24 protein-coding genes are annotated in these 24,787 nt (G+C 62.1%); 13 read left to right on the top strand and 11 right to left on the bottom strand.

Annotated features, from left to right (window positions below):
* Positions 1-47: 47 nt before the first annotated feature.
* From LPB73_RS11185 to LPB73_RS11175, 3 genes are all read right to left on the bottom strand, one after another.
* The gene (locus LPB73_RS11185) at positions 48-1,370 is read right to left on the bottom strand and encodes a homoserine dehydrogenase (protein WP_120289462.1); all 1,323 of its coding nucleotides are present in this window, start codon (positions 1,368-1,370) and stop codon (positions 48-50) included.
* Between the two features lie 77 nt (positions 1,371-1,447).
* Positions 1,448-2,668, bottom strand: a complete 1,221-nt coding sequence (locus LPB73_RS11180; protein ID WP_089264170.1) for an LL-diaminopimelate aminotransferase — start codon at positions 2,666-2,668, stop codon at positions 1,448-1,450.
* Positions 2,669-2,761: 93 nt separating this feature from the next.
* Positions 2,762-3,082, bottom strand: coding sequence for a hypothetical protein (locus LPB73_RS11175; protein WP_414716883.1), 321 nt, complete (start codon positions 3,080-3,082; stop codon positions 2,762-2,764).
* A 351-nt stretch (positions 3,083-3,433) separates the two neighbouring features.
* Here LPB73_RS11175 and LPB73_RS11170 point away from each other — a divergent pair, with 351 nt between their 5' ends.
* From LPB73_RS11170 to LPB73_RS11160, 3 genes are all read left to right on the top strand, one after another.
* Positions 3,434-5,173, top strand: coding sequence for a PHA/PHB synthase family protein (locus LPB73_RS11170; RefSeq protein ID WP_305801705.1), 1,740 nt, complete (start codon positions 3,434-3,436; stop codon positions 5,171-5,173).
* Positions 5,174-5,319: 146 nt separating this feature from the next.
* Positions 5,320-5,721 carry an MAPEG family protein gene (locus tag LPB73_RS11165; protein WP_089264168.1) on the top strand — a complete coding sequence of 134 codons (402 nt, stop codon included), beginning with the start codon at positions 5,320-5,322 and terminating at the stop codon, positions 5,719-5,721.
* 27 nt (positions 5,722-5,748) lie between these two features.
* A complete protein-coding gene (locus LPB73_RS11160) occupies positions 5,749-6,690 on the top strand; it encodes a glutaminase (protein ID WP_089264167.1) in 942 nt (313 codons plus the stop codon).
* A 113-nt stretch (positions 6,691-6,803) separates the two neighbouring features.
* On the opposite strand, the gene LPB73_RS11155 is transcribed toward LPB73_RS11160, so the two are convergent.
* A complete protein-coding gene (locus LPB73_RS11155) occupies positions 6,804-7,004 on the bottom strand; it encodes a DUF2735 domain-containing protein (RefSeq protein WP_089264166.1) in 201 nt (66 codons plus the stop codon).
* 502 nt (positions 7,005-7,506) lie between these two features.
* Between LPB73_RS11155 and LPB73_RS11150 the strand changes: the two genes are divergently transcribed.
* Both LPB73_RS11150 and LPB73_RS11145 read left to right on the top strand, forming a co-directional pair.
* A complete protein-coding gene (locus tag LPB73_RS11150) occupies positions 7,507-8,541 on the top strand; it encodes a glutamine synthetase beta-grasp domain-containing protein (protein ID WP_089264165.1) in 1,035 nt (344 codons plus the stop codon).
* Between the two features lie 197 nt (positions 8,542-8,738).
* Complete coding sequence (locus LPB73_RS11145) at positions 8,739-9,203, top strand: carboxymuconolactone decarboxylase family protein (RefSeq protein WP_093758440.1); 465 nt, start codon at positions 8,739-8,741, stop codon at positions 9,201-9,203.
* A gap of 103 nt (positions 9,204-9,306) precedes the next feature.
* Here the strand turns inward: LPB73_RS11145 and argC are convergent, their stop codons facing one another.
* The 5 genes from argC to LPB73_RS11120 all read right to left on the bottom strand — a co-directional run bounded on the left by argC (position 9,307) and on the right by LPB73_RS11120 (position 14,085).
* Positions 9,307-10,365 (bottom strand): N-acetyl-gamma-glutamyl-phosphate reductase, encoded by a 1,059-nt coding sequence (gene argC / locus LPB73_RS11140; RefSeq protein WP_231080609.1) that lies wholly within the window; start codon positions 10,363-10,365, stop codon positions 9,307-9,309.
* A complete protein-coding gene (locus LPB73_RS11135; RefSeq protein WP_089264163.1) occupies positions 10,362-11,048 on the bottom strand; it encodes an FMN-binding negative transcriptional regulator in 687 nt (228 codons plus the stop codon). The genes argC and LPB73_RS11135 overlap by 4 nt, the downstream gene beginning before the upstream one ends.
* Positions 11,049-11,280: 232 nt before the next feature.
* Positions 11,281-12,270, bottom strand: a complete 990-nt coding sequence (locus tag LPB73_RS11130; protein ID WP_231080608.1) for an MBL fold metallo-hydrolase — start codon at positions 12,268-12,270, stop codon at positions 11,281-11,283.
* Between the two features lie 146 nt (positions 12,271-12,416).
* Positions 12,417-13,406, bottom strand: coding sequence for an MBL fold metallo-hydrolase (locus LPB73_RS11125; RefSeq protein WP_231080607.1), 990 nt, complete (start codon positions 13,404-13,406; stop codon positions 12,417-12,419).
* A gap of 148 nt (positions 13,407-13,554) precedes the next feature.
* On the bottom strand, positions 13,555-14,085 hold the full coding sequence (locus tag LPB73_RS11120) for a DedA family protein (protein ID WP_089264160.1): 531 nt from the start codon (positions 14,083-14,085) through the stop codon (positions 13,555-13,557).
* A 276-nt stretch (positions 14,086-14,361) separates the two neighbouring features.
* On the opposite strand from LPB73_RS11120, the gene LPB73_RS11115 reads away from it, so the two are divergent.
* The 5 genes from LPB73_RS11115 to LPB73_RS11095 all read left to right on the top strand — a co-directional run bounded on the left by LPB73_RS11115 (position 14,362) and on the right by LPB73_RS11095 (position 18,813).
* Positions 14,362-14,742 carry a hypothetical protein gene (locus LPB73_RS11115; protein WP_231080606.1) on the top strand — a complete coding sequence of 127 codons (381 nt, stop codon included), beginning with the start codon at positions 14,362-14,364 and terminating at the stop codon, positions 14,740-14,742.
* Positions 14,743-14,844: 102 nt separating this feature from the next.
* Complete coding sequence (gene parE, locus LPB73_RS11110) at positions 14,845-16,893, top strand: DNA topoisomerase IV subunit B (RefSeq protein ID WP_089264158.1); 2,049 nt, start codon at positions 14,845-14,847, stop codon at positions 16,891-16,893.
* A gap of 78 nt (positions 16,894-16,971) precedes the next feature.
* Positions 16,972-17,163: a hypothetical protein gene (locus LPB73_RS11105; protein WP_231080605.1), complete on the top strand. Its 192-nt coding sequence runs from the start codon at positions 16,972-16,974 to the stop codon at positions 17,161-17,163.
* Between the two features lie 90 nt (positions 17,164-17,253).
* A complete protein-coding gene (locus LPB73_RS11100; protein WP_231080604.1) occupies positions 17,254-18,024 on the top strand; it encodes an SDR family NAD(P)-dependent oxidoreductase in 771 nt (256 codons plus the stop codon).
* A gap of 18 nt (positions 18,025-18,042) precedes the next feature.
* Positions 18,043-18,813 (top strand): SDR family NAD(P)-dependent oxidoreductase, encoded by a 771-nt coding sequence (locus LPB73_RS11095; RefSeq protein ID WP_231080603.1) that lies wholly within the window; start codon positions 18,043-18,045, stop codon positions 18,811-18,813.
* Positions 18,814-18,819: 6 nt separating this feature from the next.
* Here the strand turns inward: LPB73_RS11095 and LPB73_RS11090 are convergent, their stop codons facing one another.
* Both LPB73_RS11090 and LPB73_RS11085 read right to left on the bottom strand, forming a co-directional pair.
* On the bottom strand, positions 18,820-20,052 hold the full coding sequence (locus LPB73_RS11090; protein ID WP_089264153.1) for an FAD-dependent oxidoreductase: 1,233 nt from the start codon (positions 20,050-20,052) through the stop codon (positions 18,820-18,822).
* A 94-nt stretch (positions 20,053-20,146) separates the two neighbouring features.
* Positions 20,147-21,646, bottom strand: a complete 1,500-nt coding sequence (locus LPB73_RS11085) for a caspase family protein (protein WP_231080602.1) — start codon at positions 21,644-21,646, stop codon at positions 20,147-20,149.
* Between the two features lie 228 nt (positions 21,647-21,874).
* On the opposite strand from LPB73_RS11085, the gene LPB73_RS11080 reads away from it, so the two are divergent.
* The 3 genes from LPB73_RS11080 (at position 21,875) to LPB73_RS11070 (ending at position 24,691) form a co-directional block, all read left to right on the top strand.
* Positions 21,875-22,180, top strand: a complete 306-nt coding sequence (locus LPB73_RS11080; RefSeq protein ID WP_231080601.1) for a hypothetical protein — start codon at positions 21,875-21,877, stop codon at positions 22,178-22,180.
* A gap of 400 nt (positions 22,181-22,580) precedes the next feature.
* Positions 22,581-23,195 carry a TetR/AcrR family transcriptional regulator gene (locus LPB73_RS11075; RefSeq protein ID WP_089264150.1) on the top strand — a complete coding sequence of 205 codons (615 nt, stop codon included), beginning with the start codon at positions 22,581-22,583 and terminating at the stop codon, positions 23,193-23,195.
* Between the two features lie 119 nt (positions 23,196-23,314).
* Positions 23,315-24,691, top strand: a complete 1,377-nt coding sequence (locus tag LPB73_RS11070; RefSeq protein WP_231080600.1) for an MFS transporter — start codon at positions 23,315-23,317, stop codon at positions 24,689-24,691.
* Positions 24,692-24,787 lie beyond the last annotated feature (96 nt).

The raw sequence follows: 24,787 nt of genomic DNA, 5'->3' as shown, positions 1-24,787 counted from the left end.
CTTCTACGGTGGGACGAATGTCCCCGTACAACTCTCAACGCGTGGATTTAGTTCTTCTCGATGCGAATAACCTGCGGCTTGCCCGATATCACCTTGTCGCTTTGCACGGCCTGGAGGGCGCGACGCATGGCGTCCTCGGTGGTGGCGTAGGTGATCAGGATAACAGGCACCGGTGACGATTTCGTGCTCTTGCCGACCGGCTCGATGCCGCCATTCGGATGGCGCTGCACGATCGACTCCAGCGAAATCTTCTGTTCGGCCAGACGCGTTGCGATACGCGCGGCGGTGCCGGCGAGATCCCGCGCCATCAGGCGGATGTAATAGCCACCTTCATGGCGTTCCATCGGCGCCTTGGTGGTGGTCTTGAGCTTCTCGACCGGCCGCCCGAAAGGCAGCGCGCGAACGTTGCGTGCGACATCGGCAATATCAGCCAGAACAGCAGACGCGGTTGCAGCGCCGCCGGCGCCGGGACCGACCAGCGTAATCGGCGCAATGCCCGCACCATCAACCGTGACGGCGTTAGTGACGCCCATGACCTGCGCAATGGAGGACGACAGCGGCACCATGGTCGGATGCACGCGCTGTTCGATGCCAGTCGCGGTGCGCATGGCAACGCCCAGCAGCTTCACACGATAGCCAAGCTCTGCAGCAGCACGCAGATCTTCAGCCGCGATTGACGAAATGCCCTCGACTGACACTGCGCTCTGCGCGACCTTGGTGCCGAATGCGAGGCTGGCGAGAATAGCCAGCTTCTGCGCGGTATCGTGGCCATCCACGTCGAAGGACGGCTCGGCCTCGGCGTAGCCAAGCCGCTGCGCGTCTTTAAGGCATTCCTCGAAGGACAGGCCCTCCAACTCCATGCGCGACAGGATGTAGTTGCAGGTGCCGTTGAGAATACCGTAGACGCGATTGATATCGGTGCCGACGAGACCTTCGCGGATGGTCTTGATGATCGGAATGGCGCCAGCGACTGCGGCCTCATAGTTCAGCGCGCCGCCGTGCTTCTCAGCCGATGCGGCGAGCTTCAGGCCATGCTTGGCGATCAGGGCCTTGTTCGCGGTCACGACCGACTTGCCGGCGCGCAGCGCCGCCTCGATCGACGACAGCGCGGGATCGCCGACACCGCCCATCAATTCAACAAAGCACTCGACATCGGGATGCTGCGCAACAGCGAGAGGATCCTTCATCCAGTCGATGCCACGCAGATCGACACCGCGCTTCTTGGTCTTGGAGCGCGCAGTGACAGCAATCACCTTGACGCCACGACCGCAGCGCGCGGCCAAAATCGAGTTCTGCTGTTCGATGAGACGGACGACTTCGGCACCAACGGTGCCGAGTCCCGCGATACCCACTTTGAGGGGTGCGACCATTAAGCTTCAGACCTGTCGGAATTCTTGTTGAGCGATGACCGGTCCGAAAACCGGTTGCCGGTTTTCGGGGATCACGCCTATCGCCGGTTGGCGAGAGGAACCACGTTGTGCAACGTTTCGAGACCGCTTTCAAGGAAGCGGCGAATGCCGCGGGCAGCCTGGCGAATGCGCTGTTCGTTCTCGACCATCGCGATGCGGACGTAACCTTCGCCATGCTCGCCGAAGGCGACACCGGGAGATACCACCACACCGGACTTTTCAACGAGAAGCGTTGCAAACTGCATGCTGCCGACTTCGCGGAATTTCTCGGGCAGCGGCGCCCAGGCGAACATCGACGCCGATGGCGGCGGAATGTCCCAGCCGGCCCGGCCGAAAGACTCCACCATGGCGTCGCGGCGCTTGCGATAGGTGTCGCGCATCTCGCGGATGCAGTCGTCGGGGCCGTTCAGCGCAGCAGTCGCCGCGACCTGCACAGGCGTGAACGCGCCGTAGTCGAGATAGGATTTCACCCGCGTCAGCGCGGCAATGATGCGCTCGTTGCCGACCGCAAAGCCCATGCGCCAGCCGGCCATCGAGAATGTCTTCGACATCGAGGTGAATTCGACGGTGACGTCCATCGCGCCCGGTACCTGCAGCACCGAGGGTGGCGGGTTCTTGTCGTCGAAATAGACCTCGGCATAAGCGAGGTCCGAAAGAATGTAGATCTCATGCTTCTTCGCGAAGGCCACGAGGTCCTTGTAGAAGTCGAGGCTCGCCACCTGCGCCGTCGGATTCGACGGATAGCAGACGATCAGCGCGATCGGCTTCGGGATCGAATGGATGATGGCGCGCTCGACGGCCGCGAAGAAATCCGGCGTCGGCTCGGACGGCACCGAACGGATCACGCCGCCAGCCATCAGGAAGCCGAAGGCATGGATCGGGTAGCTCGGATTCGGGCACAGCACGACATCGCCAGGCGCGGTGATCGCCTGAGCGACGTTGGCGAAGCCTTCCTTGGAGCCCAGCGTCGCCACCACCTGGGTGTCGGGATTGAGCTTCACGCCAAAGCGGCGCTCGTAATAGCCGGCCTGGGCCTTGCGCAGGCCGGTGATGCCCTTCGAGGCCGAGTAACGATCGGTGCGCGGCTTGCCCAGGGTCTCCTTGAGCTTCTCGATCACATGCGGCGGGGTCGCAAGATCCGGATTGCCCATGCCGAGGTCGATGATATCGGCGCCAGCGTTTCGCGCGGCGGCCTTGGCCCGGTTGACCTGTTCGAACACATAGGGCGGCAATCGGCGGATGCGGTAGAATTCTTCCATGGGATCGGGCTCCAGAACCGCTTCATCATGCGGTTGAATCGCTTCTTTTTATCACGGAAGCCCGGTGACACCAGTCACGACGGGCAGTTTTGACTATTTGGCCGCCGGTTTGGCCGGCAGCACGACGGCCTGGCGATCGCGGGCGGCAGTCAGTTCGGCCTGCATCTTGGCCTGATCCGCCGGCGCCATGGCGGTGCCTTCGCGGGTGGTCGGCAGATCATGAACCGGCAGATAGGTGCCCACCTCGGCCGGACGCGCCGGAGCGCCCGCCGGCGTCCCCACCATGGGCATGTCGGCGATGGTCGAGGCGCAGCCGCCCAGAGGCAAGCCAAGCCCCAGCACCAGCAAGGCGGCCGCTGTCGCCGCCCGCCCGCTGCGACCACCAATTGCCCTGAATGTGCCTCTACGCGTCACGCCACAACCCTACATCGCATTAGAATCGATTTCATCCCTATCGCAGCGCACCATCAAGCCAATCTGGTCACAAACGATTAATGCCGGGAGAAGAAGCTAAAGGCTTGGAGCTTCAATATGACGGAAGCAAGACCCAACGCCGACTATATGACGCGGTGCAGCACATCGAATCCTGCGGCAATCCGCGAACTGTGCCATCATCGATTTGCGTGGCGACGTACCGTTGCCCGACTGGAATGAAGCTGTTGTTGCGCCATGACCGAAGTTGCCGCCGACGCCAAAGCTGCTAACGATAAAATCTCGGGCGACGCGTCCGCCAAACCGTTCAATCCCGAAGCTTTTGCGCTCAACATGGCCAAGGCGATGGAGAATGGCGGCAAGGCGCTGGCCGCCTATCTGCAGCCACGCCAGACCGGCGAGACCGTCGACAAGCCGCCGAACGAGCTGACGGAGCTGATCAAGACATTCAGCATCGTCGCCAATTACTGGCTGTCCGACGACAAGCGCGCCGCCGAATTGCAGATGAAGCTCGGCAAGGCCTATCTCGACCTCTGGGGCTCAGCGATGCGCCGGATGGTCGGCGAAGCCGGCTCGCCCGCCATCGAGGCAGCGGCGCGCGACAAGCGCTTCAGCGATCCCGAGTGGAAATCGAACCAGTTCTTCGACTTCGTCATGCAGGCCTATCTGCTGACCACGCAATGGGCCCACGACCTCGTCAAGAATGCCGAAGGTCTGGATGCGCATACCCGCAAGAAAGCGGAGTTCTATGTCCAGCAGATCACCAACGCGATGGCGCCGTCGAATTTCGTGCTGACCAATCCGGAAGTGCTGCGCGAGACCGTGATGTCGAACGGCAGCAACCTGATGCGCGGCATGACCATGCTTGCCGAGGATATCGAGGCCGGCAAAGGCTCGCTGCGCATTCGCCAGTCCGATCCGAAAAACCTCGAAGTCGGCGTCAACATGGCGACGACGCCGGGCAAGGTGATTTTCCAGAACGAGGTGATGCAGCTGATCCAGTATCAGCCGGCAACCGAGAACGTGCTGCGCACGCCGCTCCTGATCGTGCCGCCCTGGATCAACAAGTTCTACATCCTCGATCTCAAGCCCGAGAAATCCTTCATCAAGTGGGCTGTCGATCAGGGCGTCTCGGTGTTCGTGATCTCCTGGGTCAACCCCGACAAGCGCCTCGGCGCCAAGACCTTCGATGACTATATGAAGGAAGGCCCGCTGACCGCGATGGACGTCATCGAGAAGGTCACCGGCGAGATGACCATGCATACCATCGGCTATTGCGTCGGCGGCACCCTGCTCGCCTCGACGCTGGCCTGGCTCGCCGAGAAGCGCCGCGTCCGCGTGGCATCGGCAACATTCCTGGCCGCGCAAGTCGACTTCACCCATGCCGGCGACCTCATGGTGTTCGTCGACGAGGATCAGATCTCGGCGCTGGAAAAGGACATGCAGGCGGCTGGTGTGCTGGAAGGCAGCAAGATGGCCATGGCCTTCAACATGCTGCGCTCGAACGACCTGATCTGGTCCTACGTGGTCAACAACTACCTCAAGGGCAAGCCGCCTTCGGCCTTCGATCTGCTGCACTGGAATTCGGATGCGACGCGGATGCCGGCGGCAAACCACTCGTTCTATCTGCGCAACTGCTATCTCGAGAACAAGCTCTCGACCGGCAACATGATCCTCGACAACACCCGACTCGATCTCTCCAAGGTCAAGGTGCCTGTCTACAATCTCGCCACCCGCGAGGACCACATCGCGCCGGCGCAATCGGTGCTGTACGGCTCGCAATTCTTCGGCGGCCCGGTGAAATACGTGTTGTCCGGCTCCGGCCATATCGCCGGCGTGGTCAATCCGCCAGCCTCCGGCAAGTACCAGTACTGGACCAACGACAACGCCCACGCCACCGATCTTGTCGACTGGATGAAGACCGCGCAGGAACATGCTGGCTCGTGGTGGCCGAACTGGCGGGAGTGGCTCTCCGGCATCGATGGCGAGGAAGTTCCTGCCCGCCATGTCGGCACCGACGCATTCCCCGCACTGGAAGACGCCCCGGGCAGTTATGTGCGGGTGCGGGCGTAACGGCCCGCCTCTCCGCGCTTGCTTGGCGTCGTCACAGCAAACGTCTATGATTTCAGCTAGGACGCGTCGCATCCGCTTGCGGCGCGTGTGTTTTGCATGACCATCTCCGCGTTTTCCGCGGGAATTTCGACTGAAAGGATACCCGGATGACGCGCGAATTGTTCTGGCTGACGCTGACCGTGATTCTCACCGGCCTGCTCTGGGTGCCTTATATGCTGAACCGCATCATGGTCCGCGGTGTCACCGGCGTCATGGCCAATCCGACGCGAACCGACAGGCCGCAGGCTGAATGGGCTAACCGGATGATGTTCGCCCATGACAACGCCGTCGAGAATCTCATCATCTTCGCGCCGCTGGTGCTGATCCTGAATGCCGCCGATGTCTCGACCCCGACCACCGTTCTGGCCTGCGCGGTCTATTTTTGGTCGCGCGTGGTGCATCTGATCGTCTACACGCTCGGCCTGCCGATTTTCCGCACGCTGGCCTTCGTGGTCGGCTTCATCGCCCAGGCGGTCCTCGCCATCGCGATCCTGCGGATTCCATACTAACGCTTCTTCTCGCCAGATTGATCTGCAATGAACCACGCTGCCCCAAGTCTCGATCTCGTCGTCAAGGAAATTGCCGACGAGATGGCGCAGCGAACAGACCGCGGCGACGTCGCGAGCTATATTCCGGAACTGGCGGGTGTCGATCCCAACCAGTTCGGCCTTGTGGTCATCGATGCCGATGGCCAGGTTGCGGCTGGCGGCGATGCCGATGTGCCGTTCTCGATCCAGAGCATCTCGAAAGTCTTCACGCTGACGCTGGCGCTCGGCATGGTCGGCGACCGGCTGTGGAAACATGTCGGCCGCGAGCCCTCGGGCAATCCGTTCAACTCCATCGTCCAGCTCGAACGTGAGCGCGGCGTGCCGCGCAATCCCTTCATCAATGCCGGCGCCATCGCCGTCACCGACGTCATCCTGTCCGGCCATCAGCCGCGCGAGGCGATCGGCGAAATCCTGCGTTTCATGCAGTTTCTGTCCGGCGACAGCTCTATCGTGATCGATGAGACGGTCGCCGCGTCCGAGAAACGCACCGGCTTTCGCAACACCGCGCTGGCGAACTATATGAAGTCGTTCGGCGTGGTCGAAAATCCCGTCGACTTCACGCTCGGCGTCTATTTCCACCACTGCGCGATCGCGATGTCGTGTCGGCAGTTGGCCATGGCGACGCGCTACCTCGCTTATTCGGGCCGCAATCCGTCGACCGGACTCTCGGTGGTGTCGTCGGAGCGCGCGCGCCGTATCAACGCGCTGATGCTGATGTGCGGCCATTATGACGGTTCGGGTGAGTTCGCCTATCGCGTCGGCCTGCCCGGCAAAAGCGGTGTCGGCGGCGGCATTATCGCGGTCGCGCCCGGCAAGGCCTCGATCGCAGTCTGGGCGCCGGGTCTCGACAAGCACGGCAATTCGCATCTCGGCCGCATTGCGCTCGAAGCGCTCACGAAGCGGCTCGGCTGGTCGATCTTCGGCGTCTGACACCAACCCGGTTTCCGGTCATGAAAAAGGGCTGAAACATCGCTGTTTCAGCCCTTGATCGTCGTCGATAAACCGCGCCCGGGGCGGTGAACCTTGCGTCCGGCCAGGCACCGTCAATGTTCGTAGGTCCGGTTGGCTTCCTGGATGGCAGCCTCGTGGTACCAGCTGTCATAGTCGGCCACGGTTTTCACGGTCGAGGCACGCAGGTCCAACGGCTTGCTGAGCCGTCCCCGCGGGCCGACCGATGCACGGCCACCAACCGGGAATTGGTAGATTTTAGCGGTATGGGGGTGATGCGTTTGAGACGTCGGCATCGCTTCTCTTCCTTCCTCTGATCTGTTTTTTCCTTTCGGATCATCATTGTAACAGAGGCGCCCTTCTTTTGTGCCGACTGCCTCGTAAGAAGCATCCAAATGACTACAATATGCGCACTCGATGGACATGCGCTTTGGGCGCGCAGGTTTTGAAGCCGCCTACGCAGCGCCTGACCTCTCATTTGAGCGTCTGAAAGGCAGAAAAGTTCCGGTCCAAAATAGCCTGCAAGGGAATTGGGCAGCCGGTATTTTCGCGCGCGGTCGAATTCCTCTGAAAAATTCGCGAATCCGGACCGATTCCCGGCCTCCGATGCCCTCTCCAGACAGCGAATGACAGCCCCGTTGGGGACGCGCCGCGGTTTTCGTCACAAAAGCGTTGCGCCGCGACAAGTTGGCATACTACGTGCTTTATATGCAGCGCCGCTGGGGGCGGATTTTGCGTCCGCCCGCCGGCAAGCTCAGGGCTCACGCCCTACGCATCGCCAACTCATGAGAGACCCGCATGACAAAGTATAAGCTCGAGTATATTTGGCTCGACGGTTACACGCCGGTTCCGAACCTGCGTGGCAAGACGCAGATCAAGGAATTCGAAGATTTCCCGACCCTCGAACAGCTCCCGCTGTGGGGCTTCGACGGTTCGTCGACCATGCAGGCCGAAGGCCACAGCTCCGATTGCGTGCTGAAGCCGGTTGCGATCTATCCGGACGCGGCCCGTGAGAACGGCGCTCTGGTGATGTGCGAAGTCATGATGCCGGATGGCGTCACCCCGCACTCGACCAACAAGCGCGCCACCATTCTCGACGATGCCGGCGCCTGGTTCGGTTTCGAACAGGAATACTTCTTCTACGAGAACGGCCGTCCGCTCGGTTTCCCCGAGGATGGCTATCCCGCGCCACAGGGCCCCTACTACACCGGCGTCGGCTTCAAGAACGTCGGCTCAATTGCCCGCGAGATCGTCGAAGAACATCTCGACCTCTGCCTCGAAGCCGGCATCAACCACGAAGGCATCAACGCCGAAGTGGCGAAGGGCCAGTGGGAATTCCAGATCTTCGGCAAGGGCTCCAAGAAGGCCGCTGACGAAATGTGGATCGCCCGTTACCTGCTGCTCCGTCTGACGGAGAAGTACGGCATCGACATCGAATTCCACTGCAAGCCGCTCGGCGATACCGACTGGAACGGCTCGGGCATGCACGCCAACTTCTCGACCGAATATATGCGTACGGTCGGCGGCAAGGCTTACTTCGAAGCTTTGATGGCCCAGTTCGACAAGAACCTGATGGACCACATCAACGTCTACGGCCCGGACAACGACAAGCGTCTGACCGGCAAGCACGAGACCGCTCCGTGGAACAAGTTCAGCTATGGCATCGCGGACCGCGGCGCCTCGATCCGCGTCCCGCACTCCTTCGTCAAGAACGAGTACAAGGGCTATCTGGAAGATCGTCGTCCGAACTCCCAGGGCGACCCCTACCAGATCGCTTCGCAGATCCTGAAGACCATCTCGGAAGTCCCAACCGCCAAGTCGGCTGCCGCGTAAGCGTCTGACTTCAGATCAAATATGAACGGCCCGAACGCAAGTTCGGGCCGTTTTGTTTCGCCCCTGCGTCCTTTCGCCGCCTTAGAGGATTGGACAAGAGATCGGCAGGATCGGTCTAACGCCGAGCGCGCCACATGCCCCAATGCTTGTCCGCTGTCGCAACATTCGCGCGGCGAGAAAAACAGGGAGAAGCGATCATGTCATATCGAACGACCGCTTTCGTTGCGGCATTCTGCATGCTGGCATCTGCAGCAAGTCTTTGCGCGGAGACGACGGAAGAACGCCTGCGACGCGGCGACGAGGTTGTTCGATCGCTCAATGCCGGCAGCAGCCAGCCGACCCTCGAAGGCCTGCGCGCCGAGTTTCCCTTTCTCGCCGATGCTATCACGGGTTACGCACTCGGCGACGTCTGGGCACGGCCGGTTCTCGACGCGCGCACGCGACAGTTGGCAGCCGTCGCCGCTTTCGCGGCGCTGGGACATCGGCCGTTCATGAAGATCCATGCGGGCTACGCGCTCAACGCTGGCGTGAAAGAGGAAGAGCTGAAGGAGATCGTCTATCTGACGACGGTCCATGCCGGTTTCCCGCGCGCCATTGAGGCGGCGCAGACACTGAGTGAGCTGTTCAAGGAGCGCGCACAAAAGCCAGGATCGGCGAAGTGACAAGAGCATAGAAAAAAGGCCCGAACGCAAATTCGGGCCTTTTCTGTTGTCTCTCGCTGTCGTCGCCCGGCCTGTAATGCGGGCCAAGGTGTATGCGCGCGCTCTACGGGAACATCGCCGGCTGATCGATGCCGAGCGTCTCGACGAAACCAAGCACCAGATTCATGTTCTGCACCGCCTGCCCCGATGCGCCTTTAGTGAGGTTGTCGAGCGTCGAGACGATGATGGCGCGGCCCGGGATACGGTCAGCGGCAACGCCGATGAAGGTCATGTTGGAACCGCGCACATGCCGCGAATGCGGCGTCTTGCCGAATGGCAGGATGTGCACGAACGGCTCCTTCTCATACTGTTTAACCAGCACCTCGTGGAGATCCTGCGCCGTCTTGCCGCGCCGGCCCCGCACATAGATGGTCGAGAGGATACCCCGGTTCTGCGGCAAGAGATGCGGCGTGAAGCTGACGACAACCTCCTTGCCGGCAGCTTTGGAGAACTCCTGATCGAGCTCCGCCATGTGCCGGTGATGGCCGACGCCATAGGCGTTGAAGCCTTCGGACACTTCCGAGAACAGCATCTCTTCCTTGGCGGAACGCCCTGCTCCCGTCATGCCGGACTTGGCATCGATCACGATCTCGTCGGTCTCGACGGCGCGCGCCTTCAACAGCGGCACCAGCGGCAGGATCGCACACGACGTGTAGCAGCCGGGATTGGCAATCAGCCGCGCTTTCTTGATGTCGCGCCGATAGAGCTCGACGAGGCCGTAGACGGCTTCCTTCTGCAGCTCCAGCGCATGATGTTCGTGGCCATACCACTTCGCATAGGCGGCTGCGTCCTCGAGCCGGAAGTCGGCCGACAGATCCACCACCTTGGTCTCCGGCGCCTTGGCCAGCAAATCCTGCAGCACCTTCTGCGTGGTCGCATGCGGCAGCGCGCAGAACACCAGATCGAGGCCAATGGTCGTCCAGTCGACGGAGTCGATGCTTACGAGCGTCGGCAGCTCATAGGGTGCGAATTGCGGGAACACATCGCCCATCGCCTGCCCGGCGCGCCGGTCGGCCGTCAGCAGCACGAGTTCGACCTTGGGATGACGCAGCAGCAGCCGCACCAGTTCGGCTCCGGTGTAACCGGACGCACCGAGAATGCCGATTTTCTTCTTCGTGCTCATCCCATAAATCCTTCGGCCTCAGCCATAGCAGTCAATTGTGTCGTCTCTTCCGCAAACAAATGCGGCCGCAATTTGCGCATCGCATTTGAAATCTCGAACGCGGCAGGCTCCGGCCGCAGCGCCAGTGCGCTCATGACAGCCAGATGATCGGCATCTGACTTGTGCTGGTTGAGCTTGGAGCTACCCTCCACCTCGTCCACTGTCATCACCACACCGACGATCGCCTTCTTCATCGCCTCAAGCCGCCCCGCCGCCATCTTATCGGAGGTCCAGGGCTTCTTCGGCGCCAGCCGTGTTTCGAACCTTGCGCTCAGCGCGTCAAGATGCGGGCCCAGTTCACCACCCGACAGGATGCGCACCGGTCCGGTGAGATGGACCGCCTGATAGAGCCAGGTCGGCACCTGATCGGGCGATACGTACCAGTCGGCCGACACATAGGCATCAGCGCCCAGGATGGCCATGGCCCATGGCGTCACGCCGTCTGCAAGCTTGAGCAGCGGATTTTGTCGCGCAAGGTGAAAGGCCAGACGCGGCGTGCCGTCATTGCCGTAGTCGAGGCAGAAAGGCACCGCGGAGGCGATCGGCTTCCTGCCATCGAAGGCGCAGACCGTGCCGAAGCCGCGAGCGTCCGCAAACGCAAGTGCGTCGGTCCGGTCGGTCTGAAATTTGGGCGGCGTATACATGACGGGCTCCTTCCTGAGTGAAGGCCGCCGGATGGGTCGCGCTGCTGTTTGGGAGAAAGACTGCCGCGGACCGTATCCGGCGGCAGTGAGAGATCGAAACGCTTATGCGCGCATATCTCCACCTGCCGCGAGAATGCGGCGGCGGCGGGCGATGATGCTGGTCGCAAGGTTGATCATGGGCGCGGTCATAGGGCCGCGCCCGCGATCCGTCAAGATCACCAGAGCGCAGACCTCAGAGAACTGGGCTCCACGGCGCCGGCACGACGCGGTAGCCGTCGCCATCCTTCTCGACGAAACCGTTGGCCGGGAACGGATAGTGGAAGCCTTGCACCCGCATCCTGTCGGCGACCAGCATGTCATAGACCTTGCGGCGGGTGGCTTCGGCCTGCACCGGATCCTGGTCGAAATTCACGTGCCAGCCGGGATTGGCGGCGAATAGCGCTGGAAGGTTAGTGACGTCCGACTGGATGAAGACCTTGTCCGATCCGGACGACAGCACATAAGACGTGTGGCCCGGCGTGTGCCCAATTGAGGCGACAGCCAGCAGCCCGGACGCGACATCCTTGCCCCATTCATAGGGCGTGACCTTCTTCTTCAACCCGGCCTCGAACACCCGCCGATTGTTCTTGAACAGACCGGTCATGCGATCGCCGGTGGCACGGCTCATCTCGCCGTCGTCCATCCAGAACTTCCACTCTACTGCCGGCACCAGCACTTCGGCATTGGGAAACGCCAGCACGCCGTCCGCCGTCAGCAGGCCGTTCACATGATCGCCGTGGAAGTGCGAGATCACGACCATGTCGATCATCTTCGGATCGATCCCCGCTGCCATCATGTTGGTGGTGAACTGCCCGACATTGCCCTTGGTTGCCGCAAAGGCGCCGGGCCCGTTGCCGGTGTCGATCACCACCAGCTTGCCGCCGGTGTTGATCACCAGTGGCGCATAGAAGTTGGTGATCTGGTTTGTCGGCAGAAATGCCCTGGCGAGTGCGGCATTGATATCATCGCGCTTGGCGTTGGAAATATACGTATCGGCCAGAGGAAATGTCGCCGCACCATCGGAAATGGCGTTCACCTGAATATCGCCGACCTTGTAGCGATAGAAGCTTGGCGCCTGCTTGTCGGCCGGCGGAGCTGAGGCTCTGGCAGAATCGGTGGCGAGCAATGGCGTCGCTGCGAGCGCGGCGGCACCCGCCAGTGCTTGTCGTCGTGACAGATCCATGAAGTCTTCTCCCCTTGCTTTGCATGGTCGCTGTTGGCGCGACTCCGGCGCAGAGACTGGCACGACGCACCGACGGAGGCGATGGGTGTTTACGAGGCCAGCCGGCCTGCACTGCAGCGCAGGCCGGGAAATTTGCCAGGCTTCGTTTAGATCACCGGGCTCCATGGGGCCGGCACCAGCCGATAACCACTGCCATCCTTCTCGACGAAACCGTTGGCCGGGAATGGATAGTGGAAGCCCTGCACACGCATCTTCTCGGCCACCAGCATGTCATAGACCTTGCGGCGCGTGGTTTCCGCCTGCGCCGGGTCCTGATCGAACATCAGATGCCAGCCGGGATTGGTGACGAACAGCGACGGATGGTTGGTGACGTCGGACTGAATGAACAGCTTGTCGCTGCCGGACGACAGCACGAACGAGGTGTGGCCAGGCGTATGGCCGACCGACTCCACGGCGAGCAGGCCTGGCGCGACGTCCTTGCCCCATTCATAGGGCGTGACCTTCTTCTTCAGCCCATCGTTGAAGAGCTTGCGGTTGCTGGCGAACAGACCCTTCATGCGGTCATTGGCGGCCTTGGCCAGTTCGCCATCGTCGTTCCAGTACTTCCACTCAGCGGCCGGGACGAGGACTTCGGCATTCGGAAAAGCCGGCGTGCCATCGGCGGCCAGAAGCCCGTTCACGTGATCGCCGTGGAAATGCGAGATCACGACCACATCGACGTTCTTGGCGTCGATGCCGGCGGCGGCCATGTTGTTGGCGAACTGGCCGACATTGCCCTTGGTCGCCGCGAGGGCTCCGGGGCCGTTGCCCGTATCGATCACCACCAACTTGCCGCCAGTGTTGATGACCAGCGGCGCAAAGTGGATGGTCATGTTGTCCTTCGGCAGGAAGGCCTTGTCGAGCGCCGCGTTGACCTCATCCTTCTTGGCGTTGAGCACGAAGGTGTCGGCCAGCGGGAAAGTGTTGGCGCCGTCGGAGATCGCATTCACCTGCGCATCGCCGACCTTGTAGCGGTAGAAGCTCGGCGCCTGCTTGTCGGCGGGTGGAGCAGACGCCTTGGCAGAGCCTGCGGTGAGCAATGGAGATGCGGCGAGCGCGGCGGCTCCGGCAAGGGCGTGGCGGCGTGACAAGTCCATGATGTTCTCCGGGGTGAGGCAGTGAGAGGCGGGGGCTGGCGGAATTATTTACCAGCGTTCGATGACTTCTGCGAGATGTCGCGGCATTCAGACACCGCGACATGTCAGCCCGTTCAACACCCGGAAACGGCGGTTATTCCCCGCCGGACTACTTCAGCTTCCAGAGCCATTCGATAGCGACGGACAGGCCGTCGCCGAACAGCAGCAGGACGCCCGCCCAGATAAAGGCCGAGGTGAAGTTGGCAACTTGGAAACGCCAATACGGCATTTCGAAAATGCCGGCAGCCAGCGGCACCGAGGCCCGCAATGGGCCGAAGAAGCGGCCAATATAAATGCTGGGCACGCCCCATTTCTGGACGAAGGCTTCGCCGCGCGGAAGCAACTCAGGGAATTTGGACAGCGGCCATATCTGGGCGACCTGGTCCTTGTACTTGAAGCCGAACCAATAGGAGAGCCAGTCGCCGAGCGCCGCGCCGAGAGCGCCGGCAATCAACACCGGCCAGAAGCTGATCCCGCTCGCGCCGACAAGTGCGCCGATGGCCACCAGCGCGCCCCAGGCCGGCAGCAGCAGGGAGATGAAAGCGAGCGATTCCCCGAAGGCCAGCAGCAGGACGATCGGCGCCGCCCAGACCTGGTTCTGCCGCACGAATTCGATCAGCCCGTGCATCCAGCCTTCCATATGGAGAGTGTCCCTTTACGGCTCTGGCCCGGCCTGATTGGCCGCGAACCGCTTTAACCTTCAAACGCCCGCGACAGGTAATCCAGCGGCACCGATCACATCAAGTCACAACATCTGAGGGTCTATAGCCGCGGTGCGGGTGCCCAACGGTAAATTTGAACCTTTTCCCGACTTCTGCGACCAAGGTCAGAGACCGGCTTACCCAATGGCAACTCTGTACCGCCGTTGGCTGACTTCCCGCCCGGCTGTCAAAATCAAGAACGCAAAGGACTGAAGATGATCGGATCGCTGATGATGTGCGTGAGCGCGCTGGTATTGCTGATCGGCATGGTCGCCGGCATCGTAATGGGCATTCGCCAGGACTTCCTGCTGAGCCCCGCGCATGCGCATCTCAACCTGGTCGGCGGTGTGCTGCTCTTCCTGTTCGGGTTGTATTACCGCCTGATTCCCGCGGCCGGACGCTCGCTACTGGCCAAGGTCCAGGGCGCGATGCACATCGTCGGCGGCATCATGTTCCCCGTTGGCATCGGCATCACCCTGCTCGCCAACCACGCCTATATGGCCATTCCGATCATCGGTTCACTGATCATGCTCGCGGCCATGGCCCTGTTCGCCGTGATTGTGCTACGCACCGAGCGCTCTGGCACGGCCGCATGAGCCCTGAGGTCGCAGCCACATTGCCAACCTGAACGTGGCATAGTCACAGCAACGATTCGCCGCGCCGCGCGCGGCGCCAACCGAGACAAAACTTTAAGACATATGGCCAAGGCACAGAAATCAAACGCGAAAGCTGATCTTTTTGGTGGCGCCAGCGCGCCAAAATCGGCTGCGGCACCGAAGGCGTCCACCCGCTCCGCCAATGCCGAAGACGGCTACACCGCCGCGGACATCGAGGTCCTCGAAGGCCTCGAGCCGGTCCGGCGTCGCCCGGGCATGTATATCGGTGGCACCGATGAAAAGGCGCTGCATCACCTGTTCGCCGAAGTGATCGACAACTCGATGGACGAGGCGCTGGCTGGCCATGCGACCTTCATCGAGGTGGAACTCACCGCCGACGGCTTTCTGTCGGTGTCGGACAACGGCCGCGGCATCCCGGTCGATCCGCATCCGAAGCACCCGAAGAAGTCCGCCCTCGAAGTCATTATGTGCACGCTGCATGCCGGCGGCAAATTCGACTCCAAGGTCTACGAGACGTCAGGCGGTCTGCACGGTGTCGGTGTCTCCGTGGTCAACGCGCTCTCCTCGCTGCTTGAGGTCGAGGTCGCGCGCAACCAACAGCTCTACAAGATGACGTTCGCCCGCGGCATTCCCCAAGGCAAGCTTGAGGATCTCGGCAAGGTTCATAACCGCCGCGGCACCCGCGTGCGCTTCAAGCCGGATACCGACATCTTCGGCGCCAAGGCGGCCTTCAAGCCGCAGCGCCTGTTCAAGATGGCGCGCTCCAAGGCCTATCTGTTTGGCGGCGTGAAGATCCGCTGGAAGTGCGATCCGGAACTGCTCAAAGGCCTCGAGGACACTCCGGCCGAGGACGAATTCCACTTCCCCGGCGGCCTCAAGGACTATCTCGCCGCGGCGATCCATGCCGATACGCTGGTGCATCCGGAAATCTTCTCCGGCAAATCCGGCCGCAACGGCGCCCATGGCGCCTGCGAATGGGCTGTGGCCTGGACCGCGGACGCCGACGGCTTCATGTCGTCCTATACCAACACCGTGCCGACGCCCGATGGCGGCACCCATGAAGCCGGCATGCGCAGCGCCATGCTGCGCGGATTGAAGGACCACGCCGAGCGCGTCGGTCAGGGCAAGCGGTCCGGCACCATCACTTCGGAAGACGTGATGGTCGGCGCCGCCGTGATGCTGTCGGTGTTCGTGCGTGAACCGGAATTCCAGGGCCAGACCAAGGATCGTCTCGCCACCGCCGAAGCCCAGAAGATCGTCGAACAGGCCATCAAGGATCCGTTCGACCATTGGCTGTCCGGCAATCCGGTGCAGGCCAACAAGCTGCTCGAATTCGTGCTGGAGCGCGCCGACGAGCGTCTGCGCCGCCGCGCGGAGAAGGAAACCTCGCGCAAGACCGCGGTGAAGAAGCTGCGCCTGCCCGGCAAGCTCGCCGACTGCACCAATACCGCGACCGAAGGCTCGGAGCTGTTCATCGTCGAGGGCGACTCGGCAGGCGGCAGCGCCAAACAGGCGCGTGACCGCAAGACCCAGGCGATCCTGCCGCTGCGCGGCAAGATCCTCAACGTCGCCTCGGCGACCAAGGAAAAGCTGACGGCCAACGCGCAGATATCAGACCTCATGCAGGCGATCGGCGCCGGCACCGGCGCGCATTACCGCGAAGAAGACCTGCGCTATTCACGCATCATCATCATGACCGACGCCGATGTCGACGGCGCCCACATCGCGTCATTGCTGATCACCTTCTTCTACCGGCAGATGCCAAAGATGATCGATGAAGGGCATCTCTATCTCGCAGTGCCGCCGCTCTATCGCCTGACCCATGGCAGCAAGACGGTCTATGCGCGCGACGACGCACATAAGGATGCGTTGCTGAAGAGCGAATTCAACGCCAATGCCAAGGTCGATGTCGGTCGCTTCAAAGGCCTCGGCGAAATGATGCCGGCGCAGCTGAAGGAAACCACCATGGACCCGGCGCGCCGCACCTTGCTGCGCGTGCAGCTGCTGCCGGAAGACCGCGACGGCACTGCTGACTCCGTTGAGCGCCTGATGGGCACCAAGGCCGAAGCGCGGTTTGCGTTCATCTCGGACAAGGCGGAATTCGCCAACGAGGAATTGCTGGACGTCTAAAATTTCAGTGGGCATCGCCTCCCCGCGATGCCCGCGCGGACGTTGAAACTATCGACGACGATGCGCGTATCTACCTTCATGCGCGCACCATTCCTCACCCTCGGCATTCTCGCTTTTCTGATCGGCGCCCTCTGGATCGGCCAGGGCACCGGCCTCGTGAACTGGCCGAAATCTAGTTTCATGATCAGCCAGATGCAGTGGGCCTATTATGGCGCTGCCCTCGCCGCGCTTGGCGTCGGCCTGATGGGATTGGCGCTCGCGCGGCGCTGACGCCCTCTTCCATCTTCCCGCCAGTCTTGCGATGATCCGTCCCAGACGCGCCACAGAACGCGTCAGGAACAATCATGCGGGGCGGACATCTTGACCAGTAATCTCTTCGATCTCACCGGCAGGGTCGCCATCGTTACCGGCGGCAACACCGGCATTGGCCTCGGCATGGCACGTGGGCTGGCGAATGCCGGTGCGACCCTCGTGATCGCCGATCGCAACAGCGATAATGCCGCTTCAGCAAAAGCCGAACTGGAGACGTCCGGACATCCGGTGCTCGCATTGACGACCGATGTTACCGACCCGAACTCGATCGCGCAGATGGTGTCCGCAACGTTGAACGCGTTCGGCCGCATTGACATCCTCGTCAACAATGCCGGCATCAGCATGTCCGCGCCAATCGAAGAAATGGCGCTGGCCGACTGGCAGAAGGTCATCGACGTCAACATGACCGCGCCTTTCATCTGCGCGCAGGCTGTCTACCCGACGATGAAAGCCGCAGGCCGCGGCAAGATCATCAATATCGCCTCGGTGTTGGCCACGCTCGGCGCCGGCGGCGCGGCGAACTACGCCTCAAGCAAAGGCGGCATCCTGCAATTCACCCGCGCGCTGGCGACTGCCTGGGCTGCGGACAACATCCAGTCTAACGCCATTCTGCCCGGCTGGATCGACACCGACCTGACCAAGCGCGCCAAGGACATCCGACCCGAACTGCACGATAGCATTCTCGGGCGTGTACCGGCGCAGCGCTGGGGCAGGCCTGATGATCTTGCGGGCGCGGCCGTGTTCCTGGCCAGCGGGGCTTCCAACTTCGTCAACGGTGCCGCGCTCACGGTCGATGGTGGCTTTTCAATTCAAGGCTGATGCAATGAGGACAACACCATGACTGCAGGACTGTTCGATCTCTCCGGCAAAGTGGCCATCGTCACCGGCGGCAATGGCGGCATCGGGCTCGGCATGGCGCGGGGTCTGGCGCAGGCCGGCGCCGCCATCGCCGTGGTCGGACGCAACCAGACGAAATCCAAGGATGCCGTCGCGGAGCTGACCGAGAGCGGCGCCAGAGCAGTCGCCATTGCGGCCGATGTGACCGACAAGACCGCTGTCGATGGAATGATCGCACGCGTGCTGAAAGAACTGGGCCGCATCGATATCCTCATTAACAATGCCGGCATCAACATCCGCAAGCCGCCGCACGAGATCGCACTCGACGAATGGGACAGCGTGATCAAGACCAATCTCACCAGCGCCTTCGTCTGTTCGCAGGCGGCGCATCCGGCGATGAAGGCCGCGGGCGGTGGCAAGATCATCAATATCGGGTCGATGCTGTCGATCTTCGGCGCGTCTTTCGCGCCAGCCTATGCCGCCAGCAAAGGCGGCATCGTGCAGTTCACCCGCTCCTGCGCGGTCGCATGGGCGCCGCACAACATCCAATGCAACGCCGTTCTGCCGGGCTGGATCGATACCGAACTGACACAGAATGCGCGCCGTGAAATCGACGGCCTGCATGACAAAGTACTCGCACGAACGCCCGCCGGCCGCTGGGGCGCGTCGGGAGATTTCGCGGGCATTGCCGTGTTCCTGTCGTCGCGCGCGTCGGACTTCGTCACCGGAACGGCAATCCCCGTGGACGGCGGCTTCTCGGTGCAGGGATAGCCTCTCCTACGCTTCCGGCGACTGCACGTGCTCCGGTCGTACGCCAATGGCCAGGAAACGCGCGGTTAATCCCTGCAGCGGCGGAAACGCGCTGACCAGGCGCATGATCAGCGGCGGCGTCAGCGGCTCGCCGCCCTTGGCCAGTGCACGGCTGATGATGTTGTTTTGCATCACGACCTGCATGCCCTGTGTTGCGCGCATCGGGAATTCGCGGCGGCGACGCACCGCGCCGAGGTCGTCCTCGGTCACCGGTCCCTTCGCCAGCTTCGCCGCCAGCAGGTTAGCGGTCGCGACGGCGTCCTGCACCGCGATATTCACACCGACGCCGCCAACCGGGGACATCGCATGCGCGGCGTCGCCGATGCACAACAGCCCCGGCCGGGTCCAGCGCTTGAGCCGATTGATCGCGACGGTCAGTAGTTTGACGTCGTCCCAGCTCTTCAGCTCTTCGATATGCGCGCTCAGGATCGGCGCCAGACGTGACGTTTCGGCACGGAAAGCCTCAAGGCCGCGCACCTTGATCTCCTCATAGTGCCCCTTGGCGATCACATAAGCGCATTGCCAGTAGTCCCCGCGATCGATGGTCACCATCATCTTGCCGGGCTCGAGCCGCGCGAACACGCTCTCGGTCTCCGCGCCCTTGGCAACGCGAAACCACAAGATGTCCATGGGCGCTCCGATGTCTTCGACCTCCAGCTTCGCCGCCGGCCGCACGATCGAATGCCGGCCATCGCAGGCCACTGTCAGATCTGCATGGATCTCGACCGGCCCCTGCTGCGTGATGGCCTTGACGCCGACCACCTGCTCGCCCGACCAGATGAGATCGGTCGCCTCGGTGTTCATCATCACCTTGAGATGCGGATAGCGCTGCGCCTTGTCGCGCAGGAAATTGAGGAAATCCCACTGGGGCATGAAGGCGATAAACGGATACTTCGCGCTGGTGCGGCTGATATCCGCGATGCGCAGCTTATGCGTTCCGAAGAAGCCATCCATCTTCTGGATACGATCGTGCTTGATCTTCAGGAAGTCGTCGATCAGGCCAAGCTCGTCCATCACCTGCAGCGTCGATGGATGCACGGTGTCGCCGCGGAAATCGCGGAAGAAGTCGGCGTGTTTCTCGATAACGATCGTATCGACGCCGGCGCGGCCGAGCAGATAGCCGAGCATCATTCCGGCAGGGCCACCGCCAACGATGCAGCAGCGCGCGGTCAGCGAGTTCTCGTTCGCGCCTGCAGCCATTCGCTACTCCTCCGGCGAGTCGAATTTCTTGATCAAGGAATGCGAGCTTGCGATAGTCGAAATGCCGTGGTTCGCAGGGCGGTGTCGATCATGCTCATCGATTTCCCGAACGTCGGAAGCTCTTGGTTTCGGAGATGCTGCCGTCCCGGAACGTCAATTCGACCGACACGAACTTCGTCGAGGCCGGGATTTTGATGTAGGTCTCGGCATCCGACGGCGTCGCAATGGGGTCGCGCAGGTCGCAGGGCGGGAATTTCAGCAGCTTGTCCGGCACGGCGCTATCGATCCCGACGCGGGCCTCGCGAATGGCACAGCGATACGACATCAGATGCGTATAATACATCAGGGGCGTGTTGTAGCCACCGAAGGCAAGCCAGCTTCCAGCGGTCATATCGAGGATCTTGCGCTGGTCGCGAACCAGCGCCGCCTCGGGATCGAAGCGGATCGGAAACGGGCCCTGCATCTCGCCGTTCGCGTCGACGTAACGCAGATAGATCGTCGTCGCCGCGGCGTCGGCGTCGAGCTGGATCGCCGGATTCGGCATTCGCTTGCGCGTGCGCGGATCGAGCGTGTCCATGAAGCCCGTCTCGCGGAAATTACCTCCCTCGCCCATCCGCCAGGAGATACCCAGTGTCGGATCGGCGATCGAGAACATCACGGTCCAGCCGCCATTGTGGCGCGAGAAGCTGGCGATCGGTGCGTTCACCGCATCGTTGGCCGGCGGTAGTTGCGGAACGTTGACGGGCGGCAGCGCAGCGACCTGCTGCAGCGGTTCGGCCGGCCGCGCATCAGCCTGCTTGAGCGCCACACCATTGAGAAAGACGTCATCGACCATCTGGTCGAAATACACCGGCACCTGACGGTGCTTCACGGTCTCTGCCATCTCGCTGACGGTCCGCCGGGTGCGCTGCGCGACCTGCACGAGGTTCAGCGATGGCTCCTGCAGCTCCTTGATGAAGGCGCGCGTGAAAACCGAATTCGGATCGGTGTCGTTGTTCGACAAACGATCCAGCGCGGTCTGCCGCGGCCCGGCCGAGAAGATCGAAAACACGCCTTCCGGGAGCGTCGTCATCGGAGCGAGGCCACCGCTGCCGGCCACTGCACGGGTGCCAGCGCGCTCGAATGGATTGTTGCGACAGGCATCGAACACCAGAATCGACGTCCGCGCGCCGCGCATCTGCAGGCGCGTCACAATACGGTCGGCGAGGATTGCGGAGTCGCGCACCAGCTCTTCCTGACCCTCGGTGGCGGCAGGAACGTCCGTCGGCAGCAGGAAGTTCTGACCGGCGATCTCGAAGCCGTGGCCAGCAAAAAAGAAAAAGGCGGTGTCGCCTTTTTCAATCGTTGAATCGAAAGCGAGCAACGATTGACTGAAGGCCTGCCGGGTCTGGTTCTCGGCCACCATGACGCTGAAGCCGAGACTCTTGAGGGCATCGCCTATGCTGCGGGCATCGTTCACGGCCTTCTGCAGCTTCGGCACGTTGCGGTAGTCGTTGTTGCCGATCACCAGTGCCACGCGTTTCGCAGCAAAAGCCGGCGCCGCCGAAAGTGCTGCCGCCACCATCGCCGCCAGCAGGATCAAAAGCCGTCGCATTGTTCTATCCCCGCCCCGCCAGCGCATTTATCTCTATGGTGGCTCGACCGCGCGATTGTCTGCCTTGGTCGAGGCAGAACGGCGGCCGGTTCAAACCAAGGTCTAGCCATTACAGGTAATTTTGTCTTGCCCACAAGCAGATCATCTGCCCTCACATTGCGGCGCCGCTGCCACAAATTCTGCCTTAATCTCCATTAGCCCGAGCCAAATCAAAGTCAGGAGATCGACGTGAAGTCACTGGTCCTCGCAGCCGCACTGCTGCTTCCTACCATCGCACTCGCCCAGGATGCAGCCCCCGCTCCTGCAGCCAAATCTGCACCGGCCGCCAAACCAAAACACGCACCGGTGGCTGCCAAACCGGCGCAGACCACACCAGACGTGTTGGCCATTACCCAGATCATCGCTATTCGCCAGATCGACCCGGCGACCTATGAGATCGACGCTCGCCTGCAAAGCGGTAGCGAGGTGCATCTGCGTATGAATGCTTTCGTAATGCAGAATCTCGGCATGCAGCTTGGTACCTACGGTAAGTAGTCCAGCGCTGGTATCATCTCCTCCGACGCCGGCCGATAGGCCTGATTCGGTAAATTTGTACGGATATGCGCCGACTATGGTCGGCGAACGGTACCAACGAGGTCGGTGGCAGCGCGCTCAATCTCGCGATCTTGTGGATAAAGAATACAGGGCAAATCCTCGACATGTTTGCCCTGAACTATGCTAAGCGACATATCACGAGGGTCCGGACCAAAATCCGGGGAGCCGGCTGGTCAAACCGCTACTCCTGCTACAGGCAACCAACGTCAGGAAGCGCGCTTCAGGAACTTTGCGTTCCTCGTAGCTTGGCGATTTGAGGATGGGATTTTTTAGACTGTAAGATTTCAGGCAGTTTTAATCACCCGCCCGAAGCCTGCTACGACTGGATACCTGACGACCAATGGCAAAGAAGATGATTACGCCCGGGCACGAGTTGCTGCTTCGGGTCAACAAGGCATTTCTCGACCACGGCTATGCCGGCCTGTCGATGGTCGGTCTCGCGAGAGAGTGCGGCTTCACGCAGCGCGCGCTCTATTACTATTTCAGCAACAAGGAAGAGGCATTTCGTGCCTCGATCGGCCATCGCAATGAAGTCGCGATAGCGCAGGCACTCGAGGCCGGCCAGAAGATCCGGGAAAGTGGCGGCAGCGCACTCGACATCTTTGCGACGATCATCGACCTGAGATACGGCGAAACCCGTCGGATGCTGACATTCTCACCGCATACCGTCGAGCTCAATGCAGAAGCCTTTCGGCGCTGCCGCGATCTCATGATCGAGTCCGCAATCGCCTTCCAGGCCGAGCTGGAAAAGCTGATTATCGATTTCCACTACAGCAAGCTGCTGATCCTGACCGGCCGTTTTACGGCCGCGCAGATCGCGCAGGCGCTGGCCGACGGCGGACGGGCTGTCAATCAGGCACTCCCTCCGATCGCAGCGAATGACTTCTCGGCGCGCTATCGCCAGACCTGCGAGATGATCCTGTATGGCTGCGCGGCAACGCCGACGCAGATTTGAGACGCTGCGGTTCGCCGCCACATACCCTCCTCTCGACTCATCCAGCTCCATCGACATATGGTCCGCGCGGGCAGCGGAGGACGCGCATTGCGTTGCCGCTATGAGATGCGGGGCGTCAGATGAACGACCAGGTGCGGACGCACGGGACGCCAGCGGGCGCAGCCGTGCTAACTATTGCGGCACGCCTGGACGGGCTGCCAGTCACGCCGCTTCACCTCGGCATCTTCGCGCTCTGTGCCTTCGGCCTGTTCGCAGACATCGCCGAAGTGGCGCTCAGCAATGCCTTTTCCGGCATCTTCCTCGCGCCGCCCTACAGCATCTCGCGCGGCGAGCTCTCGCTGTTGTTGGCATCGGTCTTTGCCGGCGGCGCCGTTGGTGCACCTGTGTTCGGCTGGATTGCGGATCGCTATGGCCGCCAGATCGCGCTGCAGAGCGCGCTTGCCGTCCTGACGCTGAGCTCGCTCGCCGTCGCCGCCAGTCGCGATGTGGCAACCATGACGGCCTTCCGCTTCATCTCCGGCCTCGCCATCGGCGGCTATCCGCCTTTGACATCGGCCTATCTGTCAGACCTGCTGCCGCCCCGGCGGCGTGGCCTCTTGATGATGCTGTGCGGCGCGCTCGCCTTTCTCGGCGCACCGGCGATCATCCTGATGATCCGCTGGCTGACGCCCATCGCGCCATGGGGCATCGAGGGCTGGCGCTGGGCTTTGATCTTCGGCAGCGCGTGCTCGACCCTGACAGCCCTGCTGTTCTTCCTGGTGCCGGAATCGCCGCGCTGGCTCGCATCGGTCGGACGCGACGCCGAGGCTGATGCCGCCTGCCGCCGCTTCGAGGCATCCGCGCGTCAGCCATCACCGCCGGCGATCTCCGCTCCCGAAACTATTGCGACCAGATCCAGCGGCTTCCGAGCGCTCGCCCGCGATCGGATCAGCCTGCGGCGCACAGCGCTCCTTGCCGCGCTCTATGTACTCGGACCCTGGGCCACCATTGGCTTCCCGCTGCTCAGCGCCGCGGTGATGGTGCAGAAGGGATTTCATGTCAGCGAGTCCCTGCTGTTCGCGGGACTTACGATGTTCGGTCCATCGATCGGCATCGCGGCGGCATCGGCCTTCGTCGATCGTATCCCGCGGCGCCTCGCTCTGGTCGCGTGTGCCGTGGTGATGATCGCAACTGGGCTGACTTTCGCTGTCAGCACGGTGCTGACGCCGCTCATCGTCACCGGAATCGTGTTCAACCTCGCCAGTGCCGTCTACAGCGCCGTGCTTAGCCTCTACGCTGTCGAACTGCTGCCTACGCATCTGCGCGCCTCTGCCACCGCTGGCGCGTGGGGCCTCGGCCGCGTCGTATCGGCGCTGGTACCGATCGCGCTGCTGCCGCTGCTCGGCAACTACGGTGCGATCGCGATGTTCACGGTGATCTCGACCGCGCTGTTACTGAGCGGCGCGCTCATCGCCATTGCTGGTCCACCCGGCCGCGAACGCAGGCCGGTCGACTAACGGTCAGCGCTGCATCGACGTCACACGCGACGTCGCGTAGCGGCCGTCCGGCGGGGCCCCAAGCCCCCGCCAATATCCCGGTTTTGGCCCTTTTCC

Origin of the sequence: Tardiphaga sp. 37S4 (assembly GCF_021044645.1) — a bacterium.
Taxonomy (GTDB): Bacteria; Pseudomonadota; Alphaproteobacteria; order Rhizobiales; family Xanthobacteraceae; genus Tardiphaga; species Tardiphaga robiniae.
Note: the sequence above shows the minus strand (reverse complement) of the source record. Positions and strands in the feature narration are given on the sequence as shown.